Genomic DNA, 25,476 nt, shown 5'->3' on the forward strand with positions numbered 1-25,476 from the left:
CTGCATCGAGCAGCACATCAGGATGAGGTCGGCCTGTGGCCATCCGGGCACGGAAAACAGTCTCGCGTAGCGCGGCGTGGTCAAAGCTGACTCGTCTGCGGCGGCAACGCATGGTCCAGAACGTGGTGACCCTGGGGCTCGTGATCCTCGGGCCTGTGCTGGCGCTTCTGACCTTCGTGGCCCTCGGCCCGCTCGACACCGGGCGGGGCACGGAGCTGAGCCTCAGCCTCGTTCTGCTTGCCGATCTGGTCTATGTGCTGCTGCTGGTGACGCTGGTTCTGGCCCGCGTCGCCCGGATGATCTCGGACCGGCGGGCGCAATCGGCGGGCTCGCGCCTGCACCTGCGCCTCACCGGGGTGTTCGCGCTGATGGCGCTCCTGCCCACGGTCACCGTCGCGGTGTTCGCCGTGCTCACCATCAATGTCGGGCTCGAGACCTGGTTCTCGAGCCGGGTGCAGAACGTGGTCGGCGCCTCGCTCGCCGCCGCCGAGGCCTATGAGGAAGAGCAGCGCCGCGGCCTGATCGAGGATGTCGAGGCGCTGGCGCGCTTCGTCGACAGCGCCCGGCGCGCCAATTTCGCCTTCGACGATGGCGACATCCGCCAGATCCTCGCGCAGGGGCAGGGGCAGGTGCAGCGCGGCCTGCGCGAAGCCTATGTGATCGACGGCTCCGGCGAGATCCGTGCCCGCGGCGAGCGCTCCTACCTGTTCGATTACGAGCAGCCTACCATAGCACAGATCGCGCTGGCCGAGGACGAGGGCGTGGTGATGATCCCCGACTGGGACAATCACGAGTTGCGCGCGCTGACCCCGCTCGATGCCTATACCGACCGCTACCTCTATGTCAGCCGCGCCGTCGACGGCAACCTGCTGAACCTGCTCGATGAAACCCAGGCCACCGCCCAGTTCTACCAGCAGCAGGAAAGCGAGCGCGGCCGCCGGCTCTTCGACTTCGCGCTGCTCTATCTCGGCTTCGCCGTACTGCTGATCCTCGCGGCGATCTGGCTCGGGCTGTGGTTCGCCGAGCGCCTGTCGCGCCCGGTGGGCCGGCTCACCGGTGCGGCGCAGCGCGTCGGCGCTGGCGATCTCGACGTGCAGGTCAAGGAGGAAGAGGGCGACGACGAGATCTCGATGCTCGGGCGCTACTTCAACCAGATGACCCGCCAGCTCAAGGCGCAGCGCGAGACCCTGCTCGAGAATACCCGCCAGATCGAGCGCCGCCAGCGCCTCTTCGACAGCGTGCTCTACTCGGTGACCTCCGGCGTGGTCGGGCTCGATGACAGCGGCCGCGTGACCTTCGTCAACCGCTCCGCCGAGCGCCTTCTGGGCTGGCACGAGACCAAGTCCGAGGTGCCGATCACCGTGGCCGTGCCCGAGTTCGGCGCGCTCTTCGACAAGCTTATGGCGAGCGGGCAGGAGACGGCGCAGGAAGAGGTCAAGGTCAGCCGCGAGGGCCGGCTCGAGCACCTGCTGGTGCGGATGTCGCTGCGCCGCCGCGACGACGGCTCGCTCGAGGGCTACGTGGTGGCCTTCGACGACGTAACCGACCTTGTGAGCGCGCAGCGCATGGCGGCCTGGGGCGATGTCGCCCGCCGCATCGCGCATGAGATCAAGAACCCGCTGACCCCAATCCGGCTCTCGGCGGAGCGCATCAAGCGCAAGTTCGGCCGCCAGATGGAAGGCGAGGATGCCGAGAAGCTTGACCAGATGACCGAGGTCATCGTGCGCCAGACCGAAGACCTGCGCCGCATCGTCGACGAGTTCTCCAAGTTCGCCCGCATGCCCGAGCCCGAGCGCCGCCCCGAAGACGTGGTGGCCCTGCTGCGCGGCGCGGTGCTCCTGCAGGAGACCGGCCAGCCCGACGTGCGCTTCGAGGTCGATCTGCCCGAGGCCGAGATGCCCGCCGAGCTCGACGCCACGATGATCGGGCAGGCGCTGACCAACATCATCAAGAATGCCGGCGAAGCCATTGAATCGCTTGTCGAAGCCGGTGCGCCCGAGGGCTACGCCCCGGAGATCCGCGTCAGCCTCTGCGAGGAGGATGGCCGGGCGCTGATCCGGGTGATGGACAATGGCATCGGCCTGCCGGAAGACCGGGCGCGGCTGTTCGAGCCTTACGTGACAACCCGCGACAAGGGCACCGGCCTCGGCCTGCCCATCGTGAAGAAAATCATCGAGGAGCATGGCGGCAGCCTCGCCCTCGAGGACGCGCCGCTCTTCGAGGGCGCCACCCATGCCGGGGCGATGGCGGTGATCCGCCTTCCGCTCGGGTCGATGCCGGCGGATCCGGCACAACAGCAAAAGATCATTGCAGAGTTAGAGGGGCAGACATGAGCGACATCCTGATCGTCGACGACGAGCGCGACATACGCGAGCTGATCGGGGACATCCTCGAGGACGAGGGCTTCAGCACCCGGCTGGCGGCCAACAGCTCCGAGGCGATGGCCGAGGTCAACGCCGAGCCGCCCGGGCTGATGATCCTCGACATCTGGCTCAAGGACAGCAAGATGGACGGCATCGACATCCTCAAGACCGTCAAGCGCGACAACCCCGACATCCCGATCATCATCATCTCGGGCCACGGCAATATCGAGATCGCCGTGGCGGCGATCAAGCAGGGCGCCTACGACTTCATCGAGAAGCCGTTCAACATCGACCAGCTCTTGGTGGTGATCCGCCGTGCCATGGAAACCTCGCGCCTGCGCCGCGAGAACCAGAAGCTCAAGCGCCGAGAGACCGAGGTGGCGCAGATGGTCGGTGACAGCGCCGCCTTCCGCGCCCTAGTGAGCCAGCTCGATAAGGTCACGAAATCCAACGGACGGGTGATGCTGACCGGCCCGGCGGGCTCCGGCAAGGAGGTGGCGGCGCGCTACATCCACGCCAATTCCGGCCGTGCCCAGGCGCCTTTCGTGACGGTGAACTGCGCCGGCGTCGAGCCCGAGACCATGGAGGAGGTGCTGTTCGGCCGCGAGAGCCCCGAGCGCGGCATCGAGCCCGGCCTTCTAGAGCAGGCCCATGGCGGGGTGATCTATTTCGACGAGGTCGCCGACATGCCCGGCGGCACGCAGTCGAAGATCCTGCGCGTGCTGGTCGACCAGTCCTTCACCCGGGTCGGCGGCTCCGACAAGGTCCGCGTCGACCTGCGGGTGATCTCCTCGACGAACCGCGATCTCGAGGCCGAGATCGATGCCGGCCGCTTCCGCCAGGAGCTCTACCACCGGCTCAACGTGGTGCCGATCGCGGTGCCGAGCCTCGAGGACCGGCGCGAGGACATCCCGATGCTGGCGGCGCATTTCATCGAGGCCTGCAACAAGAGCCAGGGCCTGCCGGTGCGGCCGCTCTCGGAAGACGCGGTGGCGCTGATGCAGACCATGGTCTGGCCGGGCAACGTTCGCCAGCTCAAGAACCTGGTCGAGCGGGTTCTGATCCTCGGCGAGGGCACCGGGCCGATCGAGGCCCGCGAGCTGCCGCAGGACGCGCCCTCGGGCGGCGAGGACGACGGTCGCGTGGTGCTCTCGGGCACGCTGGCGACGCTGCCGTTGCGCGAGGCCCGCGAGGCCTTCGAGCGGGAATACCTGCTCACCCAGATCAACCGCTTCGGCGGCAACATTTCCCGCACCGCGGCCTTCGTCGGCATGGAGCGGTCGGCGCTGCACCGCAAGCTGAAGTCGCTGGGCGTGGTGACGGGCTCGAAATCCGGCGGCCGCATGGCCTATGTGGACGAGGATCATGTCCAGCAGGCAGGCTGAGCGGCCACACCGCGCAGCAACCGCTCTGGCGTTGGCGCTGCTGCTGGCGGGCTGCGGCGCCACGGTCTCGAGCCAGGGCGGCGCTCCCGCGCCGGCCACGGTCACGCCCGGGGCGCGCGAGGCGCAGGTCACCGAGGTGACCCGGGCGCTGCTGGCGCTCGGCCCCGCGGTGGATCCCGCCGAGGCCGCCCGCGCCGCCCGCATCGCGGTCGAGCTGCCGCTCGAGCGCGCCCGCGCCTGGCAGGTGACCGATCCGCCGCTGGTGCACAATTTCAAGGTCGTCAACGGGCTGCGCGAGAAGGGCGTGTGCCAGGATTTCGCCGACGCGCTGGAGATCGGCCTCGCCGCCGAAGGCTTCCGCACGCTCGACCTGCACCGCGCCATCGCCAATGCCCGCAACCTCAAGCTCGAGCACGCCACGGTGATCGTCACAGCCCGCGGCCAGCCGATGGCCGAGGGGCTGGTGCTCGATCCCTGGCGCATCGGGCAGGGCCAGCTCTGGGTCGGCCGCACCGCAGAAGATCCCGACTACCGCTGGGAGTCCCGCGCCGATGTCCGCGCCTGGCACGCAAGCTGGAAGGCCCGCGCCAGCGCTGGTCTCTGACCCCATCCCATCCCCTCTTCTCTGGTTCCCAAATACCTCGGGGAGCGCGAGGGGCAGCGCCCCTCGTCGGCACCGCCTTTGCCACCGCACCGGCCCCCGCAGCAGAGTGCACCGCTCCCCACCCAGCCCCCAACCCCTTCTTCTGGCCGCAAATATCCCGAGGAGCGCGATGGGCAGCGCCCCTCGTCGGCACCGCCCTCGCCACCGCACCGGCCCCCGCAACAGAGCGCACCGCTCCCCACCCAGTCCCCAACCCCTTCTTCTGGCCGCAAATATCCCGAGGAGAGCGATGGGCAGCGTCCCTCGTCGGCACCGCCCTCGCCACCGCACCGGCCCCGCAGCAGAGCGCACCGCTCCCCACCCGGCCGCAACCCCTTCTTCTGGCCGAAAATATCCCGGGGAGTGTGAGGGGCAGCGCCCCTCACCGGCGGATCGCCCGCCACGCCGACCACCTTCGCCGGGGCGGCCCGACCGCGGCCATCGCCCGCAAACCCCGCAGCCGCGCCACAGCGTCTCCGTCACCCGGGGCGCCGCGACAGCCGCCCGTTGACCCTCTCGCGCGCCCGTGTCATGCCAGCGAGACGTCTTGGGCCATTCACGAGGAACGGATGAAGGTCATCATTTGCGGGGCGGGGCAGGTCGGCTGGCAGATCGCCCGGCACCTCTCGGGCGAGCGCAACGACGTCACCGTCGTCGACAGCAACCCCGATCTCGTCCGCCGCGCCACCGACACGCTCGACGTGCAGGGCATCGCCGGCTTTGCGTCCTACCCGGATGTGCTGGAAAAGGCCGGCGCGCGCGATGCCGACATGATCATCGCGGCCACCCATTCCGATGAGGTCAACATGGTCACCTGCCAGGTGGCCCATTCGATCTTCGCGATCCCGCGCAAGGTGGCTCGGCTGCGCTCGCAATCCTACCTCACCGCGATCTATTCCGACCTCTACCGCCGCGATCACATGCCGATCGACGTGGTGATCAGCCCCGAGCGCGAGGTCGCCGAGGCGGCGCAGCAGCGCCTGTCGGCGCCGGCGGCCTTCGACACCGAGCGTTTCCTGCAGGGCGATGCCCAGCTGCTCGGCCTGACCATCGACGATGATTGCCCGGTGGTGAACACGCCGCTGCGCCAGCTCTCCGACCTGTTCTCGACCCTGCGCGCCGTGGTGGTGGGCGTGCGCCGCGAGGGCACGCTCTTCGCGCCCGAGCCGGGCGACCAGCTTTTCGTCGGCGATTCCTGCTACGTGGTGGTGCATCGCGAGGACATCCGCCGCACCCTCGAGATCTTCGGCAAGTCGCTGCGAAAGCAGGAGCGGGTGGTGGTGATCGGTGGCGGCAATGTCGGCCTCGCGGTCGCCAGCGCGCTGGAGAAGCGCACCGAGCGCATTCGCGCCAAGGTCATCGAGCGCGACCGCAAGCGCGCCGAGCGCGCCGCCGACGCGCTCGAGCGGACCATCGTGCTGCACGGTGACGGTCTCGACGCGGCGCTGCTTGCCGAGGCCGGGATCGACCGTGCTGACGCGGTGCTCTGCGTCACCGATGACGACAAGACCAACATGCTGGCGGCGGTGCGCGCCAAGGCCGCGGGTTGCCCGATGGCCATCGCGCTGGTCAACGATCCCACCATGGTGCCGCTGATGGAGCCCTTGGGGGTCGATGCCTATATCAACCCGCGCGCCACCACGGTGAGCTCGATCCTGCGCCACATCCGCCACGGCCGGGTGCGCTCGGTCTACTCGATCGGCGATGCCGAGGCCGAGGTGATCGAGGCGGAGGTGCTCTCGACCTCGTCGCTGGCGGGCAAGATGATCCGCGAAATCGATTTCCCGGAAGGCGTTCTGGTGGGGGCGGTGCGCAAGGAGGACAAAGTGGTCAAGATCACCGGCGATCTGCGCATCGAGGATGGCGACCGCGTGGTGATCTTCGCGCTGGCCAAGGACGTGGCGCAGGTCGAGCGGCTGCTCCAGGTCTCGATCGATTTCTTCTAGGCCGATGCGCGCGCTTGCCCGAACGCCGCTGCTGCTCCTGCTCACCGGGATTGCCTGCGCCTCGATGATCCTGCCGGCGGCGGTGTCGCTGGCGGATGCCGAGTATCACGACGCGCGCAGCTTCTTCTACGCCGCGATCGTTGGGCTGGTGCTGACGGTGCTGATCGCCATCGCCCAGGCCACACGGCGGCACAACCGCAACGCCTCGCGCCAGCTGCTGGCGCTGATGACGGCGTTCATCGTGCTGCCGGCGGTGATGGCGGTGCCGTTCCACGAGGCGGTGCGCAACACCAGCTTCCTCAACGCCTTCTTCGAGATGGTCTCGAGCTTCACCACCACCGGCGCGACTCTGTTCGACGCGCAGCGCCTGTCGGCGGCGGAGCATCTCTGGCGCGCCCAGGTGGGCTGGCTCGGCGGGCTTCTGATGTGGGTGGCGGCGGCGGCGATCCTCGCCCCGCTGACCCTCGGCGGCTTCGAGATCACCGCCCGGGGCGAGCCGGGGCAGAGCGTCGACGCCGGGGCCTCCCGGCGCGACCTGTCGGACCCGGCCGAGCGGCTTTCGGTCACCGCGCGGATGTTGGTGCCGATCTATTGCGGGCTGACGCTGGCGCTCTGGATCATGCTGATGGTCGCCGGGGATCCGCCGCTGGTGGCGGTGAGCCACGCCATGTCGACGATGGCGACCTCGGGCATCTCGCCGATGTCGGCGCCGCTGAAGGCGCCGTCGGGCATCGCCGGCGAGATGATCGTGTTCTGCTTCCTGTTCTTCGCGTTGTCGCGGCTGACCTTCTCCGGCGATACCGGCGCCTCCTACCGGCCCGGCCTGCGCGAGGATCCCGAGTTCCGCATGGGGCTGGCGCTGGTCATCGTGGTGCCGGCGCTGCTGTTCCTGCGCCACTGGATCGCCGCCTTCGATGTCGGCGAGGAGCAGAACCTGCTGCTCGGGCTGCGGGCGCTCTGGGGCGGCATCTTCACGGCGCTGTCCTTCCTGTCGACCACCGGCTTCGTCAGCGCCGACTGGGCCGAGGCGCGCAGCTGGTCGGGGCTCGAGACCCCGGGGCTGATGCTGATGGGGCTGGCGATCATGGGTGGCGGCGTGGCGACCACCGCCGGCGGCGTGAAGCTGCTGCGGATCTACGCGCTGTTCCTTGCCGGCAAGCGCGAGCTCGAGCGGCTGGTGCATCCGCATTCGGTCGGCCATTCCGGCGTCATGGCGCGGCGAATGCGGCGGCAGGGTGCATTCATCGCCTGGGTGTTCTTCATGATGTTCGCAATGTCGATCGCCGCCATCTCGCTGGTCTTCAGCCTGTTTGGGCTGGATTTCGAGAACGCCATGGTGATCACCATCGCGGGGCTGACGAATTGCGGCCCGCTGGTGCGCGCGGCGGCCGAGATGCCGGTGGAATTGGCCGGGCTCGGGGCCGGCGCCAAGCTGACCTTCGCGGCTGCGATGGTGCTGGGGCGGCTCGAGCTTCTGGCGATCATCGTGCTTCTCACGCCCGGGTTGTGGCGCGACTGAACCAGCCTGCGCCGCTCTCCGGAGCGGTGGCGTGGCAGCCCTGCCCGCAGGTCAGCGGCGGCATGGTGCTCCCGTGTGGCTTGCATCTCGGGCGGTCAGACGGCAAGAACGCGCGCGGCCACAGGGCTACGGCCCTATTTTTACACTGGAAGTTCCCTTGCACGCGATACATACTCGACCAAACGAGGGAAGGTCGCAAAGCGGCAAAGAGCAAGAATAAAGGCAATTTCAATGGCTTCGGACAGACAGAACCTGCAGGATGCATTCCTTAATCACGTCCGCAAAACCAAGGTTCCGGTTACGGTTTTTCTGATAAACGGCGTCAAACTTCAGGGGGTTATCACCTGGTTTGACAATTTCTGCGTGCTGCTGCGCCGTGATGGCCAGTCTCAGCTTGTCTACAAGCATGCGATTTCGACCATCATGCCGTCGCAGCCGATCAACCTCTATGACGGCGACGGCAACGATTGAAAGAACACGCAACGCATGTGACCCGCGCCTGGGTCCTGCATCCTGACATCCGCTCCGACCGGGATCGGCGCGACGCGGACATGGCGCTCGAGGAAGCCGTGGCGCTGGCCGCCGCGCTTCCCGATCTCGAGATCGTTGGCAGCGCCGTTGTGCCGCTGCGCGATCCCCATCCCGGACATCTCTTCGGCACCGGCAAGATCGAGGAACTGCGCGAGCAGATCCAGGAGGCCGAGGTCGAGCTGGTGCTGGTCGATGGCCCGGTGTCCCCGGTGCAGCAACGCAATCTCGAGAAGGAATGGAAGGTCAAGCTGCTCGACCGGACCGGCCTGATCCTCGAGATCTTCTCCGACCGCGCTGCCACCCGAGAAGGTGTTCTGCAGGTCGAGATGGCAGCGCTGAGCTACCAGCGCACAAGGCTGGTCCGGGCCTGGACCCACCTCGAACGGCAGCGCGGCGGGCTCGGCTTCGTCGGCGGCCCCGGCGAAACCCAGATCGAGGCCGACCGGCGCGCCATCGACGAGCAGTTGGTACGGCTGCGCCGTCAGCTTGAGCGCGTGGTCAAGACCCGCGACCTGCATCGCAAGGCGCGCGCCAAGGTGCCGTTCCCGATCGTGGCGCTGGTGGGCTACACCAACGCCGGCAAGTCGACGCTCTTCAACCGGCTCACCGGGGCCGAGGTCATGGCCAAGGACATGCTCTTTGCCACGCTCGACCCGACGATGCGGGCGGTGAAGCTGCCCACCGGTATCGAGGTGATCCTGTCCGACACGGTGGGCTTCATCTCCGACCTGCCGACCGAGCTCGTCGCGGCTTTCCGCGCCACGCTCGAAGAGGTCTTGGCGGCCGACATCATCGTGCATGTGCGCGACATCTCGCACCCCAACACCGAGGAGCAGGCCGCCGACGTGGCCGCGATCCTCGACAGTCTGGGCGTCGACGAGGAGGTGCCGCTGGTCGAGCTCTGGAACAAGACCGACCGGCTCGCCCCCGAGGAGCATGACGCGGTGCTGCAGCGCGCCGCCCGCGAGGAGCAGATCTTCGCGGTCTCCGCGATCACCGGCGAAGGGCTCGACACCATGCTCGAGGCGATCACCGAGCGGCTGCAGGGCGAGACCCTCGAGGAAGAACTGCACCTGGCCTTCGACGACGGCAAGCGGCGCTCGTGGCTGTTCAAGAAGGGCCTTGTGAAGGGCGAGGCCCAGGACGAGGACGGCTTCGTCCTCCAGGTGCGTTGGTCCGCCAAGGACCGCGCCCAGTTCGAGACCCTCTGAGACAGGGTGGGGCTGGCGCGTCGCGCGCGGCGTGCTAGCCTCGGCTCCGACAGATCAGGCAGATCAGACAGACGGAACCCGGATATGGCCGAGCACAGCCGAGCAACCGCGTGGTTCATCGACGGCCCGCGGCTGATGGCGTGGTCCGACGTGGCGACGATGATGCTGGCGGTGGCGGTGCCGCCGCTGGCCGCTGTGCTCGCCTTCGGACCGATCGGCATGGCGGCCTTCGCCGCGGCGATGCCGGCGCATCTGGCGGCGCGCGAGGGCGGCGCACCGGTCGCATTGCTGGCGACGCTGGTCACCGGGCTCGGCGGCATGGTGGCGATCGGCGATCCGGTCATGGCGCTGATGGTGGCGGGCTGCCTCGCGGCGATGACCGCCATCGCGGCGCATCACCGGCTGGCGCGCCCGGCGATGCGGGCGCTGCTCACCTGGACGCTCTTCACCTCGCCGCTCATCCCGTCCGACAACCTGCCGCTGCTCTTCGCGATCTATCTCGGCGGCATGGTCTGGAGCCTTTCGATCACCTCGCTGGCTTCGAAGGTCGGCGTGCCCGACCCGCCGAAGCGGGTGAGCCGGGTCTACAGCTTCACCTTCGGGGTGATCTTCGGGATCGGGCTGGTGAGCGCGGTCTGGCTCGGCCAGCGCGCCTTCGGCACGCATGGCTTCTGGCTGCCGCTGACCTTCGTGATCCTGTCGATGCCGCCCTATGGCGCGCTGTTCTCGCGCAGCCTGATCCGCACGCTGGCAACCCTGCTGGGGGCGGCGGCTTCAGTGGCGCTGACGCTGCTCACGCCGCCCGAATGGCTGACCATCGCGCTGGCGCTCGCCTGCTTCCCCATCGCCTTCCGTTTCATCCCGCGCAGCTCCTTCGTGGGCACCGCGCTGCTCACCTTCACCATCCTCGAGATGCTCTCGCTGATCTCCGACATCGACGTGCTGGCGGTGGAGCGGGTCGAGACGGTGATCCTCGCCAGCCTGATGACGCTCGGGCTCGGGCTGGTGGCGGCGGGCGCGCTCTTCGTTCTGAAGCGCGATGCCCTGCGCGAGATCATCGGCCGCGACCAGGGCTGAGCCGGGCGCTCAGCTGGCGAAGAGCGCCCGCTCGGGTGCGAGGAGCTGCCGCGCAGCGAGATAGCGCGCCGTCTGCCGCCGGGAGGGCTCGGGCGGGGTGTTGGCCCAGACCCCGAGCGCGAACAGCCGCTGCAGGAAGATTACCGCCTCCGGCGTGCTCCCGACCGGCCCGTAGCCCTTGGAGAGCGCCGCGGCGTGATGCTCGAGCGCCTCGGGATAGCCGGACAGTGCCAGCGCGTCGATCAGCAGCGCCACCAGGTCGCGCAGCGGCTCGTCGGGTTTGTCGTTCTCGAAATCGAGCCCCACCAGCCCGTCGTGCGTGGCGATGAGATTGGCCAGATGCAGGTCGCGATGGGTCACCGCGCGCTGCGAGGGCGTACCGCGCACGGCGCCGAACATCGCCTCGAGCCGCGCCACCTCGTCCCGGAAGGCGTCGATCTCCGGGAAGGCACGCGCGCCGCTCTCGTGCTGCTCCAGCAGCCGGTGAAGCCAGGCGATCTGCCCCTTGGGGCGCAGCGGGTGCGCCTCTCGCGTCAGCCCGTGAAACCGCCCGATCCAGTGCCCCGCCGCCTTTAGCCGTCGCGCGGCCTCGTCCGGCGAGAGCTTTGGCAGCAGCGTCGCAAGGCTCGGTCCGTCCGCATAGGCCATGCCCACGACCCGCCGCGCTTCGTCGAAGAACAGCACCTCCGGCGCGCCCTCGGGCCAGTCCGCAATGACAGCGCGCTGCCGCGCCGCCTGGGCGCGGGCCTTCTCCGCCGAGCTCGGCGCGTAGACCTTCACCACCAGCCGCTCCTCGGGTGAGCAGGCGCAGAACACCTGCGCGCGCTGCGCCTGTTCGGTGTTCTTCAGGCAGCCCAGCCCGAAATCCACACCGGGCCGCGCCTGGGCCAGCGCCGCGCGCGCGATTGCGCGCGCATCCGCAGGCGCAAGATGGGTCTCGCCCGGTTTTTTCGTGTTCATTCCGGGATCAGCCGCGTCACCCCGATCGAGGCCGCCCGCGCCAGGTCGGCGTCGAGTGACATGGGGATGTATTCGCCGCGCCGCCAGAGCGTGCCGAGATCGTCGTAATGGCGCGACAGGAAATGCCCCGACTGTCCGGTCGACGAGATGAAGACCGACGAATCCGGGTCGGCGAAATCGTAGACGCCGCGATAGGTCGCCGCGTGGATGTTGAGGAAGGGCTCCGGGTCGCGCCCGGAGGTGAGCCCGCGCTCGAGGGTGAAATCGCCGCCGCTGGTGTTTTGCCGGATGTTGACGAAATGGCGCAGCACCGGGATCTCGCCCAGCACAGAATGCGCGTGCAGCGCCTGGTGCGCGTCGCCCCAGCGCAGGCTCTCAAGCGAGCCGCCATAGGTCTCGCCGATCCACACCAGCGCGTCGTCGAGCGATTGCCGGGCGATGTCGCTGCAGGTCTCGACAACCACCGAGCGGATCACGTCGCACCAGACCGAGGCGCCGTCGACATTGCGGAACACCCGCTCGATGAACAGCGGCTCGACGTGGTTGAAGCGCTCCGCCAGCGGCCCGAGCTCGTCGCGGATCAGCCGCTCCTGCAGCGCCCGCACCCAGGCGGCATAGATCAGCGGCTCCGGCATATGCTCGTTCATCTCGCCGTTCCAGTTGGCGAGCAGGTCGAGCGCGCGCTGGCGCCGGCGCTCGGGGGTGCCGTCGGGCGCCGCTTCGCCGGTGTACCACAGGTCGCGCCCGATCAGCGGCAGCAGCGTGCGCGCCGCAGGCGAGACGGTGTCGAGCTGCGCCTCGATGAAGCTGTCACGGGTGTGCACCTGCCGCCCCTGCATCAGCTGGGTCCAGCGCTGCACGCGCTGGCTGTCGCCCCAGTCGTAGCTGACATGCAGCGGGAAGGGGCGGTCGATGATCTTGTTGTTGGTGTTGCCGACGATGCCGCCGGCGGGTTCGGTCCAGACCGGGTTGGCGGTGTCGGGCAGGGTGCCCTGCCAGCGGTTGGCCTCGATCCAGCCGGGCGAGGGCAGGCGGCCCTGGCTCTGATGTGCCGGATCGCGCGCCGGCATCGCGCCGATGAGTTTCATGGCGATGCTGTCGCGGTCGATCAGCGTCAGCATCTGCGACGGCGCGACGAAGCGTCCGCTGCTCTCCAGCGCGTCCTCGACGCTGCCCGCGCGCATCAGCCCGATGGCGGCGCTCATCGAGCTGTCGTCTTCCGAAAGCGCCGTCCAGCTCAGGCTCACGACATGCCCCGGGGGCGTGATGGTCTCGAGATCGAAGCGGCTGCGCGGCAGCACCGGGCCGTTCTCGGTCCAGCGCAGGGTGACGGTGACCGGCGCGTCGTCCTTGATCTCGATGATCGAGCGCCGTGTACGGAACCGGGCCCAGCCCTCGGGGGTGCGGTACTGCTCGGAATTCTCCGGGTTCAGCTCCTCGATATGCAGGTCCTGGTCGTCGAGATAGGAGGAGGTCAGCCCCCAGGCGAGATCCTGCGAGCGCCCGAGCATCACCGCCGGCACGCCGGGGATGGTGCCGCCGATGACGCCGCCGCCGGAAAGCTGCAGCCGTGCGAGATACCAGGTCGAGGGCGCGGTGAGGCCGAGATGCGGATCGTTGGCCAGCAGCGTGCCACCGCCGGCAGAGCGGTCGGGGGCGGCGGCGAAGGCGTTGGAGGCGCCCGCGAGCCCGCGCTCGGGCACCGGCGAGAGCGCGTCGCGCGGGGGCTCGCTGGCGGCGGCAAAGCGCGGCATGATTTGGCCGGGAAACAGGCTGGCATAGTCCGGCAGGGCGGCGGTGCCTTGCCCGGGCATGTCGGGCAGGATGTCGGCCAGCCGGTCGGGATCGGGCAGCAGCAGCGAGGTGCGGGCGCGCAGGATCTCGTCGCGGAACTGGCCCGAGAGCTGCAGCGCCATCAGCTTGATGACGGCCAGCGAATCCGCCGGCTGCCAGGGGGCCACGGGGGCGTTGAACAGGAAGAACTCCGGCGCCCCGCGCCCCAGGCTCTGGTCGTTGATCTCGGCGATGCGGGCGTTGACCCCGGCGGCATAGGCGCGCAGCGCCGCGCTGGTCTCCGCGTCCTGCACAGAGACCGAGCGGGTGGCGGCGGTGTAGAGATCGAGCCGGCGCATCAGGATGTCGGTGTCGAGCGTGCGCCGCCCGAAGACCTCGGAAAGCCGGCCCTGCGCGGTTCGCCGCATGAGCACCATCTGCCACATGCGGTCCTGCGCATGGGCGTAGCCGAGGCCGAAATAGGCGTCCGCGTCGCTGCCCGCGAAGATATGCGGCACCGCGGCGTTGTCGCGCACGATCTCGATCTCTGCCGCGGCGCCCGCCACGGCGAGATCCTTGTCATACTCGGGCAGCGAGCGCGAGGCGAGGTAATAGACCAGCAGCACCACGATCACCGACAGCATGATCGCCATCGAGGCAAATCTCAGGAGCCATCGAAAGAGTGTCGCCATTGGGAAAACCCCCGCTGTCCGGTTTCCGGGGGCTTAGCGCGCCGCCGCCCCCTTGCCAAGGGGCGGGGCAGCGGCGACAAAGTGCAAAGCACAGCGATAACGGGAGGTTTACCCATGGCGAAATGCGCGTTCCTGGGTCTTGGGGTGATGGGATATCCGATGGCCGGCCACATGGCGGCGGCGGGTCACGAGGTCACGGTCTATAATCGAAGCACGGCCAAGGCCGAGAAATGGCTGGCCGAGCATGGCGGTGCGATGGCCGCGACCCCGCGCGAGGCGGCGGCAGGCGCGGAGTTCGTCATGGCCTGCGTCGGCAATGACGACGACCTGCGCTCGGTCTGCCTTGGCGATGATGGCGCCTTTGCCGGCATGGGCGAAAACGCGCTCTTCGTCGATCACACCACGGTCAGCTCGATGGTGACGCAGGAGCTCTATGCCATCGCGAAGGAGCAGGGCGCGGGCTTCGTGGATGCGCCGGTCTCCGGTGGCCAGGCGGGGGCCGAGAACGGACAGCTGGTGGTGATGTGCGGCGGCGACCAGGCCGATTACGACCGCGCCGCTCCGGTGATCGACGCTTATGCCAAGCTCTGCAAGCGCATCGGCGACAGCGGCGCCGGGCAGAAATGCAAGATGGTCAACCAGATCTGCATCGCGGGCCTCGTTCAGGGCCTTTCCGAGGGGCTCGCCTTCGCCGAGAAGGCCGGCATCGATGGCCGCGCGGTGGTCGACGTGATCGGCGGTGGCGCTGCCGGCTCGTGGCAGATGGTCAACCGCTACGAGACGATGCTCGACGATCAGTTCGAGCATGGTTTCGCGGTCGACTGGATGCGCAAGGATCTCGCCATCTGCCTCGCCACCGGGGAAGAGATCGGTGCCGCCCTGCCGGTCACCGCTCTGGTCGACCAGTTCTACAAGGATGTGCAGCAGATGGGCGGTGGCCGCTGGGACACCTCGTCGCTCATCAAGCGCCTCAAGGCCTTCGGCTGACGTCACCCTCGGATGCCTCCGGCGGGGATATTTAAGGCCAGAAGAAACCAGGAGCGCCATGCCCCGTGTTTCTTCTGGCCACAAATATCCCGGGGGTAAGCGCGCCCCGGCGCGCGAAGGGGGCAGCGCCCCCTCCGCCCGTCATGCTCACGCCAGCGTGGCGTCCATGGTGATCTCGGTGTCGAGCAGCTTCGAGATCGGGCAATTTGCCTTGGCGGTTTCGGCGGCCTTGGCGAAATCCTCCGCCGTGGCCTCCGGCACCTTCGCGGTGACGGTCAGGTGGCTCTTGGTGACCGCGAAGCCGTCGTCCTTCTTTTCCAGCGACACCACCGCCTTGGTCGAGATGTCGTCGGCGGTGAAGCCGGCATCGCCGAGGATCATGCTGAGCGCCATCGAGAAGCAGCTGGCATGGGCGGCAGCGATCAGCTCCTCGGGGTTGGAGCCGGGCTCGCCCTCGAAGCGCTTCTTGAAGCCGTAGTTGACCTCGTCGAGCACGCCGGACTCCGTCGAGATGGTGCCGGTGCCGTCCTTGAGGCCGCCCTTCCAGTTCGCCGATGCGGATTTGTTGATCATCTGCCGTTCCTTTCCTTCTGTCTTCCAGGGGCGCCCGATGCCGGGCAGTCTGCACCCAACGCGGCGGGGCCGGGGAAGTTGCATCACCCTGCAGCGAAGCGGCGCGCGATCTCTGCCGGTATTCACATTCCATATTGTCTTTTCCACACCCCATCCCTTATGCTGTCGGGTAGGCTTCCGCGCGACGGCAGCCCCCAGAGTTTCGCTGCTCCGGCGCGTCCCCTCCAAAGGACCCGGAGCAGACCGATCGGGCCGCAAGGCCAACCGAAGACCGCCCGGACCGCCCAATGGCGACGGGCCGCAAACAGGCGCCGGACGCGACACGCGGACGAGCGTCGGAGAAGAACCGCGATGACGCGTGCGACGCAGACGAGGCACCCGGGCGAAGGCAGATTGCCTTCCCGTGCCTGCGCGCCGCAACTCGCCCAGACAAGCCACGCCGCAACGCGCCTTCACCCGCCAGGGGAAGGCGCGCATGCGCCGTGCAGACGGACAACATGGCAAAGAAGATGCTCATCGACGCCACCCACGCGGAGGAAACCCGCGTCGTGGTGGTGGACGGAAACAAGGTCGAGGAATTCGACTTTGAATCGGAGAACAAGCGGCAACTAGCCGGCAATATCTATCTCGCGAAGGTGACGCGTGTGGAGCCCTCGCTTCAGGCGGCCTTCGTGGATTACGGCGGCAACCGCCACGGGTTCCTCGCCTTCTCCGAGATCCACCCCGATTATTACCAGATCCCGGTCGCCGACCGTCAGGCCCTGATGGAAGAGGAGGCGGCGCTCGCCGCCGAGGCCGAGGAAGAGGAAGACCAACCCAAGTCGAAGCGGTCGCGGTCGCGCCGCTCGCGCTCGCGCAGCTCCTCGCGGGCCGAGAAGACCCGTTCGGACGACAAGACCGCCACCGCGGATCCCTCCGAGATCAAGGGCATGGAAACCATCGATCTCGGCGAGGACGAGATCGGTGAGGAGACTGCCGACGCCGCGTCGGCGGATGCCGACGGCGACACCGTGGCCGCGGAAGCCGCGCCGTCCGTCGACACCGTGACCGAAGAGCCTGCGGACGCGGGCGATGAGGCCGTGGCGGGCACCGAGGCAGAGGCGGAGGTCGCTCCGGCGCCCGAGGCCGAGTTGACGGACGACGGTGCCGAGGACGACGCCGAGGATGGCGACGATGACGATGACGATGACCGCGTCAGCGCCGAAGACAGCATCGAGTCGGTGGCCGACGACGACACCGAGGAAGAGATCCGTCCCAAGCGCAAGCCGCGGCCGCGCAAGTACAAGATCCAGGAAGTCATCAAGGTGCGCCAGATCATGCTGGTGCAGGTGGTCAAGGAAGAGCGCGGCAACAAGGGCGCGGCGCTCACCACCTACCTGTCGCTGGCCGGCCGCTACTGCGTCCTGATGCCCAACACCGCCCGTGGTGGCGGCATCTCGCGCAAGATCACCAACGCCGCCGACCGCTCCAAGCTCAAGCAGATCGCCACCGAGATCGATGTGCCCAAGGGCGCGGGCCTGATCATCCGGACCGCCGGTGCCAAGCGCACCAAGACCGAGATCAAGCGCGATTACGAATATCTCCAGCGCCTGTGGGAGCAGATCCGCGCCCTCACGCTGCAGAGCGTCGCGCCGGCGAAGATCTACGAGGAAGGCGACCTCATCAAGCGCTCGATCCGCGACCTCTACAATCGCGAGATCGACGAGGTTCATGTGGAAGGCGACCGCGGCTACCGCATCGCCAAAGACTTCATGAAGATGATCATGCCGTCCCACGCCAAGAACGTGAAGCATTACGCCGACCCGATGCCGCTCTTCGCGCGCTACCAGGTCGAGAGCTACCTGAGCTCGATGTTCAACCCGACCGTGCAGCTCAAGTCCGGCGGCTATATCGTCATCGGCGTGACCGAGGCGCTGGTCGCCATCGACGTCAACTCCGGCCGCGCCACCAAGGAAGGCTCGATCGAGGAGACCGCGCTCAAGACCAACCTCGAGGCCGCCGAGGAGGTGGCCCGCCAGCTGCGCCTGCGCGACCTGGCCGGTCTGATCGTGATCGACTTCATCGACATGGAAGAGCGCAAGAACAACGCTGCCGTCGAGAAAAAGCTCAAGGACAAGCTCAAGACCGATCGCGCCCGCATCCAGGTTGGCCGGATCTCCGGCTTCGGCTTGCTCGAGATGTCGCGCCAGCGCCTGCGTCCGGGCATGATCGAGGCCACCACGCAGCCGTGCCCGGCCTGCCATGGCACCGGTCTGATCCGCTCCGACGACAACATGGCGCTCAACATCCTGCGCCAGATCGAGGAAGAGGGCACCCGTCGCCGCTCGCGCGAGGTTCTGGTCAAGGTGCCTGTGGGCATCGCCAACTACCTGATGAACCAGAAGCGTGAGCACGTGGCGATGATCGAGGCGCGCTACGGCATGGCCGTGCGCATCGAGGGCGACCTGCACCTCGTCTCGCCGGACTTCACCCTGGAGAAGTTCAAGACCGCCACCCGCAACGTCGCCGAAGTCGTGGCGCCGGTGGTCTCGGTCGACACCTCCCTGATGGACCAGATCGACGAGGACGCCGCCGCCGAGGCGGAGGACGAGGACGAGATCGTCGAAGACACCGGCGCGACCGAGAGCGGCAGCGATGCCGGCTCGGACAGCAACGGCGAGACCGGGGACAACGGGGACGACGAGGGCAAGCCCAAGAAGCGTCGCCGTCGTCGCCGCCGCTCGCGCTCGAAGAAGTCGAACGGTGAGGGCGAGAACGGCTCCGAGAGCGGCGATGACGACAACGGCGAGTTCCGCAAGGATGAGCCGTCCGACGCCGCGACGGAAGAGGCCGGCGAGGCGGTGAGCGAAGAGGCAGCGCCCGCTCCGGCAGAGGCCGAGGAGACCCCGGCCAAGCCCAAGCGGACCCGCACCCGTTCGCGGTCGCGCAAGCCCAAGGCCGACGCGGTGAGCGACGCCGCCGAAGGCGAGGTCGCCGCAGCCGAGGCACCCGCTGAGGGCGCCACCGATGCGCGCGCGGAAGAGACCGCCGGCGCTGCCGTGGTCGAGGCCTCCGAGCCGGCACCGGCGGCCGAGGATGCGGCTGCTCCGGAGCCGCAGGCAGATGGCGCGGCGGTCATCGAAGCCCAGCCCGAGGCCGAGGTCGCGCAGGCTCCCGAGGCCGAAGCGCCCGCGCCGGTCGAGACCGAGGTCCAGCCCGAGCCGGTGGCCGAGGCGGCCCCCGAGGCAGAGCCGGAACAGGCCGAAGACGCTGCGCAAGCGGCGGAGGAGGCCCCCGCCGAGGCGGCTGAGGCGATCGCTCCGGTGGCACCCGAGGCAGAGCCGGCCCCGGAGCCCGAGACGGTTCCCGAGCCCGTCGAGGCCGAGGCGGATGACAAGCCCAAGCGTCGTGGCTGGTGGTCGATCGGGCGCTGAGCCCGAGCCGCAGCACGGATGACAGGAACGGCCCCGGAGATCCTCCGGGGCCGTTTCGCATTGCGGGGGCTGGGCCAGGTTTCAGCCCGCCTACGGGGATGTGACCCCACGCCACGTGACGCGGGCCGGGTTATCTTCTATCGAAGGCATATGTTCGGAATCGACCTCATCGACGCCAGCCTTCTGCCGGCCATGTTCGTGGCGCTCGCCGCGGGGATCATCTCGTTCCTGTCGCCTTGCGTGCTGCCGATCGTGCCGCCCTATCTCGCCTTCATGTCCGGTGTCTCGATCGCCGAGATGGAGGCCGGCGGCCGCGCCCGCCTGCGCGCCTTCACCGCGGCGCTGTTCTTCGTGCTGGGGCTCAGCACGGTCTTCGTGCTGCTGGGCTTCACCGCCTCTTGGCTGGGAATGTTCTTCCTGCAGAACCAGATCCTGCTGGCGCGGATCTCGGGCGTGGTGGTGATCGTCTTCGGGCTGCATTTCCTGCATGTCTTCCGCATTCCCTTCCTCGACCGCGAGGCGCGGATCGAGACCGGCGATGCCGGCGGCTCGGCCTTCGGCGCCTATATCCTCGGGCTCGCCTTCGCCTTCGGCTGGACGCCCTGCATCGGGCCGCAGCTCGGCGCGATCCTGTCGATGGCCGCCTCCGAGGCCTCGGTGGCGCGTGGCACCGCGCTGCTCGCGGTCTATGCCGCGGGGCTCGGCCTGCCGTTCCTGCTGGCGGCGGTGTTCCTGAGCCGCGCCATGGGGGTGATGAACCGTCTCAAGCGCCACATGGGGCTGATCGAGAAGGTCATGGGCGTGCTGCTCATCGCCGTGGGCCTCGCGCTGCTCACCGGCGCGTTCTCGGCCTTCTCGTTCTGGCTGCTCGAGACCTTCCCGGCGCTCGGCGAGCTCGGCTGAGGCGGCCTAGATCCGGCCTTAGTCTTGCCCTCGCGGCCTGTTAGCGACAGGATCGCCAAAAGAGGGCAGGGATCATGGGCAACGACCCACAGGCAGCAGGCGCGCCGCGGGCGGCGCAGGAGGTGGCGCGGCGCCGGGTGTTCTACATCCCGGGCTACGATCCGATCCATCCGCGTCGCTACCGCGAGCTCTACCGCAAGGAAGGCGCCGAGCAGGCGCGGATCTCGGGCTACGAGATCGCGCTGAAGCCGGGCGTCGGCGGCGCCACCTACGGCTGGCAGGTCGCCGCCCTGATCGACGGCGCAGAGGTCGCCGCGCAGGTCGAGGTGTTGGTCTGGTCGGATATCGTGCGCGGCAGCATGTCGACCAGCATCCCCGCCACCTATCTCCAGCTTGTCCGCACGGCGTGGGAATACATCGCCACCGGCGCGCTGCGGCGGTTGATGCGGCTGCGCAAGGGGCCGGTGATCGCGGCCCTCTACCCGGTGGGCATGCTGCTGGGCCAGCTCGTGCTGGCGCTGCTGCTGATCTGGGCGCTGGTCTCGGCGGCGGGGCTCCTCCGCCCCTGGCTGGGCGTCCTCGCCGATATCGGCGGCGGCATCGCCGGGATCGCGGCGGCGGTCTGGCTGCTGCGCTGGTTCAAGGCCAGGGACGGCAAGCTCTTCGCCTATTACCTGATGCACGATTACGCCTATTCGGCGCAGCATCGCGGCGCCAACCCGCCCGAGCTCGAGGCCCGCATGGCGCAGTTCACCGACACCATCGCCGACGCTCTGCGCGAGGAGGTCGACGAGGTGCTGGTGGTCGGCCACAGCTCGGGCGCGCATCTCGCGGTCTCGATCGTCGCCGACCTGATCCGGCAGGGGCGCGTGCCGGCCCGAGGCCCGCGGCTGGCGTTTCTCAGCCTCGGGCAGGTGGTGCCTATGGTGTCCTTCCTGCGCGACGCCTGGCGGCTGCGCGCCGATCTCGCCTTCCTCTCGGCTCGCGACGAGCTCACCTGGGTCGACGTCACCGCCCCGGGCGACGGCTGCGCCTTCGCGCTCTGCGATCCGGTCTCGGTCTCGGGTGTGGCGCCGGAGGGCAAGCGCTGGCCGCTGGTGTTCTCGGCGCAGTTCACCCGGGCGCTGACCCCCGCGCGCTGGAAGACGCTGCGCTGGCGCTTCTTCCGGCTGCATTTCCAGTATCTCTGCGCCTTCGACGCGCCGCGCGATTACGATTACTTCCAGATCACCGCCGGCCCGCTCAGCCTCGCCACGCGCTACGCCGGGCGCCCACCCTCGGCCAGCCGCATCGACGTGCCGGTCTCGAAATTCACCTCGACCGCGCCATGACCCTGCCGCCCAAGCCCGCCTCCCGCCCCGACACGGTCTCGCTCCGGCGTTACCTCAAGCTGTTCCGGCAGGATCTGCTCTCGGCCCAGCCCGAGCGGCTCTACCGCGCCTGGATGGCCGAGTTCCGCACGCCGTTCTTCCGCTCCTACCTCGTCAACCAGCCCGACCTGGTGACCACCGTGCTGAAGGAGCGCCCGCTCGACTTCCCCAAGTCCGGGCGCATCTCAGAAGGGCTGCGGCCGCTGCTCGGGGAGTCGGTCTTCCTCACCAACGGCGCGCAGTGGCAGCGCCAGCGGCGCATCATCGACCCGGCCTTCGAGGGCGGGCGCCTGCGCGAGACCTATCCCGCCATGTGGGCGGCGAGCCAGGCGGCGCTGGCGCGGCTCTCGGAGCGCGCCGGCGAGACGGTGGAGATTGAGGAGCAGACCAGCCACGCCGCCGCCGATATCATCTTCCGCACGCTGTTCTCGATCCCCATTGAGGACGCCCTCGCGGCGCAGGTCTTCCACGAATTCCGCGCCTATCAACGCACCCAGCCGATCCTCAACCTCGCCGCCTTCCTGCCGCTGCCGCGCTGGATGCCGCGCTTCTTCCGGGCCGACACCAGGCAGGCTGCGAGGCGCATCCGCGCGCTGATCACCGCGCTCTGCGAGCGCCGCCGCGCCGAGATCGAGGCCGGCACCGCGCCCGATGATCTGGCCACCAAGATCATGACCACCGCCGATCTCGAGACCGGCGAGACCTTCTCGACCGGGGAAATGGTCGACCAGGTGGCGATCTTCTTCCTCGCCGGCCACGAGACCTCGGCCTCGGCGCTGGCCTGGGCGCTCTATCTCGTGGCGACGCATCCCGAGTGGCAGGAGCGGCTGGCCGAGGAGGCGCAGCTGCTGGGAGACGCGCCCGCGTTTTCCGACATCGCCAGGCTCAGGCTCTCGCGCGACGTGTTTCGCGAGACGCTGCGGCTCTACCCGCCGGTGCCGATGATGGTGCGCGAGACGCGCTGTCCCGAGCGCTTCCGCGACCGCGACGTGCCGAAGGGCGCGCAGATCGTGCTGAGCCCGTGGCACCAGCATCGCCACGCGCGGCTCTGGGACAATCCCGACGGGTTCGACCCAAGCCGCTGGGGCACCGAGAACGGGCGCAGCTGCGCCCGCGAGGCCTATATGCCGTTCTCCGCCGGGCCGCGGGTCTGCACCGGGGCGGGGTTTGCCATGGTGGAAGGCGTGCTGATGCTGTCGCTCGTCCTGCGCGACCTGAAGCTCACCGCGCTGCCCGGCAAGGTGCCAGAGCCGGTGGCCTTCCTGACCGTGCGTGCCCGCGATGGCATCCATCTGCAGGTTGAGCGCCGTTAGCGGAAGACGTTAACGACGGACGTTAGCGTTAAACCTCCGTCTTTCGCCTACCCAACGCAAATCCCTTGGGATATGCCTTTGGCAACAAGGATTTTTCAGCATGGGAGAGGGTTCCTCATGAGCGTTTTCGAAGAGCAGAAGACAAAGATGTCGACCGGCCAGGGCTTTATCGCGGCGCTGGACCAGTCGGGCGGGTCCACCCCCAAGGCGCTGCTGCAATACGGTGTCGAAGAGAGCGAATATGACGGCGAAGCCGAGATGTTCGGCGAGATCCACAAGATGCGCACCCGCATCATCACCGCCCCCGATTTCACCGACGGCAAGGTGCTCGGCGCGATCCTCTTCGAGCGCACCATGCGCGGCGAGATCGACGGCATCCCGACCGCCCAGTACCTGTGGGAAAAGCGCGGCGTGGTGCCGTTCCTGAAGATCGACAAGGGCCTCGCCGACAAGGAAAACGGCGTCCAGCTGATGAAGCCGATGCCGGGCATCGAGGATCTGCTCAAGGAAGCCAAGGAGAGCTTCGGAATCTTCGGCACCAAGGAGCGCTCGGTGATCCACGAGGCCAATGCCGAGGGCATCGCGGCGGTCGTCGACCAACAGTTCGAGCTTGGCAAGACCGTGGTCGCCGCCGGTCTGGTGCCGATCATCGAGCCCGAGGTCGACATCAACTCGCCGACCAAGGCCGAGGCCGAGGAAATCCTGAAGTCCGAGATCGCCAAGCATCTCGACGCGCTGCCGGAAGGCGATGACGTCATGCTGAAGCTGACCATCCCGACCGTCGACGGCCTCTATGACTCCCTCGCCGATCATCCGCGCGTGGTGCGCGTCGTGGCGCTCTCGGGCGGCTACTCGACAGATGTCGCCTGCGAGAAGCTGGCCAAGCAGCCGAAGATGATCGCCTCCTTCAGCCGCGCGCTGGCCGAGGGCCTGTCGAAGAAGCAGTCGGATGACGCCTTCAACGCGCTGCTCGGCAGCAATATCGACAAGATCTACCAGGCTTCGCTCTGAGCGACACCCGGGGCTCTTCGGAGCCGTTGCAAGATCCCGACGCGCCGGACCCGCTCCGGCGCGTTTTTCATGCGCGGAGGGCCGCGCGCGCATCGGCGGGCTGGCGCTCTGCCAAACCGTGCCGCGCTGCGGCGGCGGAGGGCCGCGCGCGGCGCTGGCCGGTTCCGGCAGCGCTCTGCGCGTTTCGGGCCTTAGCAGGGTGAGGTCTGTCGCAGCCGGGAAGATGCGGCAAGGCTGAGGTCAATGCAAACCGCCCCAGTCCGGAGATCCGACCATGCCCCGCCTGACCTTGCCCGTGCTCGTCCTCGCCAGTGCCGCGCCCGCGTTCGCCGCGGAGGTGGCGGACGTCAACAGCGACGGGGTTCTGACGCTCGACGAGGTGCAGGCGGTCTGGCCCGATATCTCGATCGACACGTTCCTCTATCTCGACCGTGACGGAGACGGATTGCTGGGTACCGAAGAGATCGTGGTGGCGCGCGAAAACGGCCTTCTGGCCGAGATGCGCTGACCGCGCGGCCGCTCCCGTCTCCCCGCGGGGGCGGCCTATTGCCCGGATCGTAAGGCGTCAGGAGCGCGCGATGTAGCGGTCGCGGCGGTGGTTCACGGTGATCAGGATGTTGAGCACCACGGCGCCCAGCAGCGACCAGAGCACGCGCTCCCAGTCGAACAGGAACAGCGCCAGCAGGAACACCCCGAGGTCGAAGCCGAGCTGAACGTGCCCGGCCTTGATGCCCTTGGTGTCCTGCGCCCAGAGCGCCACGATGCCGACGCCGCCAAGCGTGGCACCATGCCGGAACAGCATCAGCAGGCCGACGCCCGCCAGCATCCCCGAGAGCGTCGCCCCGAGCGCCGGGTGCAGGTGGTTGATGGTGAGCACCAGGGGCAGGCTTTCCGCGATCGTCGACATCAGCGCCACCGACAGGAAGCTCTTGATGGTGAATCGCCAGCCCAGCTGCTTGATCGCCAGAAGGTAGAACGGGAGGTTCAGCAGGAAGAAGATCGCGCCGAAGGGCAGGCCACTGGGATAGGAGAGCACCAGCGACAGGCCGGCGATCTGGCCGGTGAACAGCTCGGAGGCGCGCAGGAACTGGATCGACAGCGCCACCAGCGTGGTGCCGACGAGGATGGCCTGCAGGTCTTCCCAGAGGGTGTGACGGTCGGGCGGGGGCGATTGAAGCAACAGCATGGGTTTGCCATGCCGCGCCGCTCGCGCGCGGTCAAGATGGGCCGTGGCGCGACGTGGTGTCCGGCGGTGCAGGCGCGCGTTTGATGGGCGGACTGTGCCGCGCGCGTCGGCAGGCGTGGCCGGAGAGGCTCAGAACCGGCACTGTTCCCTCACCGCGAGGCGGAAGGCGCCGGTGCCTCTGGCGTCGGTCCGGGCGATCTCGCGGTTGTCGATGTCGAAGCTGAGCGAGGCCGCCTGCTGCAGATGCTCGAGCACCAGGGAAGAGGTCATCAGCGTGACGCTCAGCGCGCGGTCGCGGGCCATCACGTCCATCGGCTGCCGGTCGTTGCGGCCATCGGGCAGGGTCATCCACAGCATCGCCCCGCGCGCCGGCTGCGGCCAGGGATCGAAGGAGATCTGCAGCTGGTCGGGGCGCGCTCGGGTGCAGAAGAAGGTGATCTTCGTGGGGCCGACCTGCTGCGACATGGCGGCGCTGCCATTGCCCTGGCTGAGGGCCCAGTCGGCATGGGCGAGGGAGGCGGGCAGGATAAACAGCGCCAACGCGCCGGAGAGCAAAAGGGATCGCATGAGAAAGACCTGAAATTGGGAAATGTCCGGTCAGCGTCTCACGGCGTCGCGCG

Annotated in this window: 20 protein-coding genes; 15 read left to right on the plus strand and 5 right to left on the minus strand. The window is 68.4% G+C overall.

What is annotated here, in order from left to right; genetic code table 11:
• Positions 1–110: 110 nt before the first annotated feature.
• From KUV62_RS17590 to KUV62_RS17625, 8 genes are all read left to right on the plus strand, one after another.
• Entirely contained in the window at positions 111–2,333 is a 2,223-nt protein-coding gene (locus tag KUV62_RS17590) for a sensor histidine kinase NtrY-like (RefSeq protein WP_222605045.1), read from the plus strand.
• Entirely contained in the window at positions 2,330–3,748 is a 1,419-nt protein-coding gene (locus KUV62_RS17595; RefSeq protein WP_222605046.1) for a sigma-54-dependent transcriptional regulator, read from the plus strand. Before KUV62_RS17590 ends, KUV62_RS17595 begins: the two co-directional genes overlap by 4 nt.
• On the plus strand, positions 3,729–4,352 hold the full coding sequence (locus tag KUV62_RS17600; protein ID WP_222605047.1) for a hypothetical protein: 624 nt from the start codon (positions 3,729–3,731) through the stop codon (positions 4,350–4,352). The genes KUV62_RS17595 and KUV62_RS17600 overlap by 20 nt, the downstream gene beginning before the upstream one ends.
• Before the next feature lie 608 nt (positions 4,353–4,960).
• The gene (trkA, locus tag KUV62_RS17605) at positions 4,961–6,337 is read left to right on the plus strand and encodes a Trk system potassium transporter TrkA (RefSeq protein ID WP_222605048.1); all 1,377 of its coding nucleotides are present in this window, start codon (positions 4,961–4,963) and stop codon (positions 6,335–6,337) included.
• A gap of 4 nt (positions 6,338–6,341) precedes the next feature.
• Positions 6,342–7,856 carry a TrkH family potassium uptake protein gene (locus tag KUV62_RS17610; protein ID WP_222605049.1) on the plus strand — a complete coding sequence of 505 codons (1,515 nt, stop codon included), beginning with the start codon at positions 6,342–6,344 and terminating at the stop codon, positions 7,854–7,856.
• A 231-nt stretch (positions 7,857–8,087) separates the two neighbouring features.
• Complete coding sequence (gene hfq / locus KUV62_RS17615; protein ID WP_007800966.1) at positions 8,088–8,327, plus strand: RNA chaperone Hfq; 240 nt, start codon at positions 8,088–8,090, stop codon at positions 8,325–8,327.
• 17 nt (positions 8,328–8,344) lie between these two features.
• On the plus strand, positions 8,345–9,598 hold the full coding sequence (hflX, locus tag KUV62_RS17620) for a GTPase HflX (RefSeq protein WP_222605300.1): 1,254 nt from the start codon (positions 8,345–8,347) through the stop codon (positions 9,596–9,598).
• Positions 9,599–9,682: 84 nt separating this feature from the next.
• Positions 9,683–10,675: an FUSC family protein gene (locus tag KUV62_RS17625; protein ID WP_222605050.1), complete on the plus strand. Its 993-nt coding sequence runs from the start codon at positions 9,683–9,685 to the stop codon at positions 10,673–10,675.
• A 9-nt stretch (positions 10,676–10,684) separates the two neighbouring features.
• Here the strand turns inward: KUV62_RS17625 and KUV62_RS17630 are convergent, their stop codons facing one another.
• Both KUV62_RS17630 and KUV62_RS17635 read right to left on the minus strand, forming a co-directional pair.
• Positions 10,685–11,635 carry a phosphotransferase family protein gene (locus KUV62_RS17630; RefSeq protein ID WP_222605051.1) on the minus strand — a complete coding sequence of 317 codons (951 nt, stop codon included), beginning with the start codon at positions 11,633–11,635 and terminating at the stop codon, positions 10,685–10,687.
• Positions 11,632–14,100: a penicillin acylase family protein gene (locus tag KUV62_RS17635; RefSeq protein WP_222605052.1), complete on the minus strand. Its 2,469-nt coding sequence runs from the start codon at positions 14,098–14,100 to the stop codon at positions 11,632–11,634. Before KUV62_RS17635 ends, KUV62_RS17630 begins: the two co-directional genes overlap by 4 nt.
• 114 nt (positions 14,101–14,214) lie before the next feature.
• On the opposite strand from KUV62_RS17635, the gene KUV62_RS17640 reads away from it, so the two are divergent.
• Positions 14,215–15,087 carry an NAD(P)-dependent oxidoreductase gene (locus KUV62_RS17640; protein WP_222605053.1) on the plus strand — a complete coding sequence of 291 codons (873 nt, stop codon included), beginning with the start codon at positions 14,215–14,217 and terminating at the stop codon, positions 15,085–15,087.
• 147 nt (positions 15,088–15,234) lie between these two features.
• On the opposite strand, the gene KUV62_RS17645 is transcribed toward KUV62_RS17640, so the two are convergent.
• Positions 15,235–15,660 (minus strand): OsmC family protein, encoded by a 426-nt coding sequence (locus KUV62_RS17645; protein ID WP_222605054.1) that lies wholly within the window; start codon positions 15,658–15,660, stop codon positions 15,235–15,237.
• A 497-nt stretch (positions 15,661–16,157) separates the two neighbouring features.
• On the opposite strand from KUV62_RS17645, the gene KUV62_RS17650 reads away from it, so the two are divergent.
• From KUV62_RS17650 to KUV62_RS17675, 6 genes are all read left to right on the plus strand, one after another.
• Positions 16,158–19,073, plus strand: a complete 2,916-nt coding sequence (locus KUV62_RS17650) for a ribonuclease E/G (RefSeq protein ID WP_222605055.1) — start codon at positions 16,158–16,160, stop codon at positions 19,071–19,073.
• 150 nt (positions 19,074–19,223) lie between these two features.
• Positions 19,224–19,976: a cytochrome c biogenesis CcdA family protein gene (locus KUV62_RS17655; RefSeq protein ID WP_007800952.1), complete on the plus strand. Its 753-nt coding sequence runs from the start codon at positions 19,224–19,226 to the stop codon at positions 19,974–19,976.
• A 74-nt stretch (positions 19,977–20,050) separates the two neighbouring features.
• Positions 20,051–21,307 (plus strand): hypothetical protein, encoded by a 1,257-nt coding sequence (locus KUV62_RS17660; RefSeq protein WP_222605056.1) that lies wholly within the window; start codon positions 20,051–20,053, stop codon positions 21,305–21,307.
• Positions 21,304–22,659 carry a cytochrome P450 gene (locus tag KUV62_RS17665; RefSeq protein WP_222605057.1) on the plus strand — a complete coding sequence of 452 codons (1,356 nt, stop codon included), beginning with the start codon at positions 21,304–21,306 and terminating at the stop codon, positions 22,657–22,659. The genes KUV62_RS17660 and KUV62_RS17665 overlap by 4 nt, the downstream gene beginning before the upstream one ends.
• Before the next feature lie 117 nt (positions 22,660–22,776).
• Entirely contained in the window at positions 22,777–23,670 is an 894-nt protein-coding gene (locus KUV62_RS17670; protein ID WP_222605058.1) for a fructose bisphosphate aldolase, read from the plus strand.
• Between the two features lie 274 nt (positions 23,671–23,944).
• Positions 23,945–24,178, plus strand: coding sequence for a hypothetical protein (locus tag KUV62_RS17675; protein ID WP_222605059.1), 234 nt, complete (start codon positions 23,945–23,947; stop codon positions 24,176–24,178).
• 57 nt (positions 24,179–24,235) lie between these two features.
• On the opposite strand, the gene KUV62_RS17680 is transcribed toward KUV62_RS17675, so the two are convergent.
• Both KUV62_RS17680 and KUV62_RS17685 read right to left on the minus strand, forming a co-directional pair.
• Positions 24,236–24,856 (minus strand): YitT family protein, encoded by a 621-nt coding sequence (locus tag KUV62_RS17680; protein ID WP_222605060.1) that lies wholly within the window; start codon positions 24,854–24,856, stop codon positions 24,236–24,238.
• A gap of 129 nt (positions 24,857–24,985) precedes the next feature.
• On the minus strand, positions 24,986–25,423 hold the full coding sequence (locus tag KUV62_RS17685; protein WP_222605061.1) for a hypothetical protein: 438 nt from the start codon (positions 25,421–25,423) through the stop codon (positions 24,986–24,988).
• Between the last annotated feature and the right edge of the window lie 53 nt (positions 25,424–25,476).

Origin of the sequence: Salipiger bermudensis (assembly GCF_019801965.1) — a bacterium.
Lineage (GTDB): Bacteria > Pseudomonadota > Alphaproteobacteria > Rhodobacterales > Rhodobacteraceae > Salipiger > Salipiger bermudensis_A.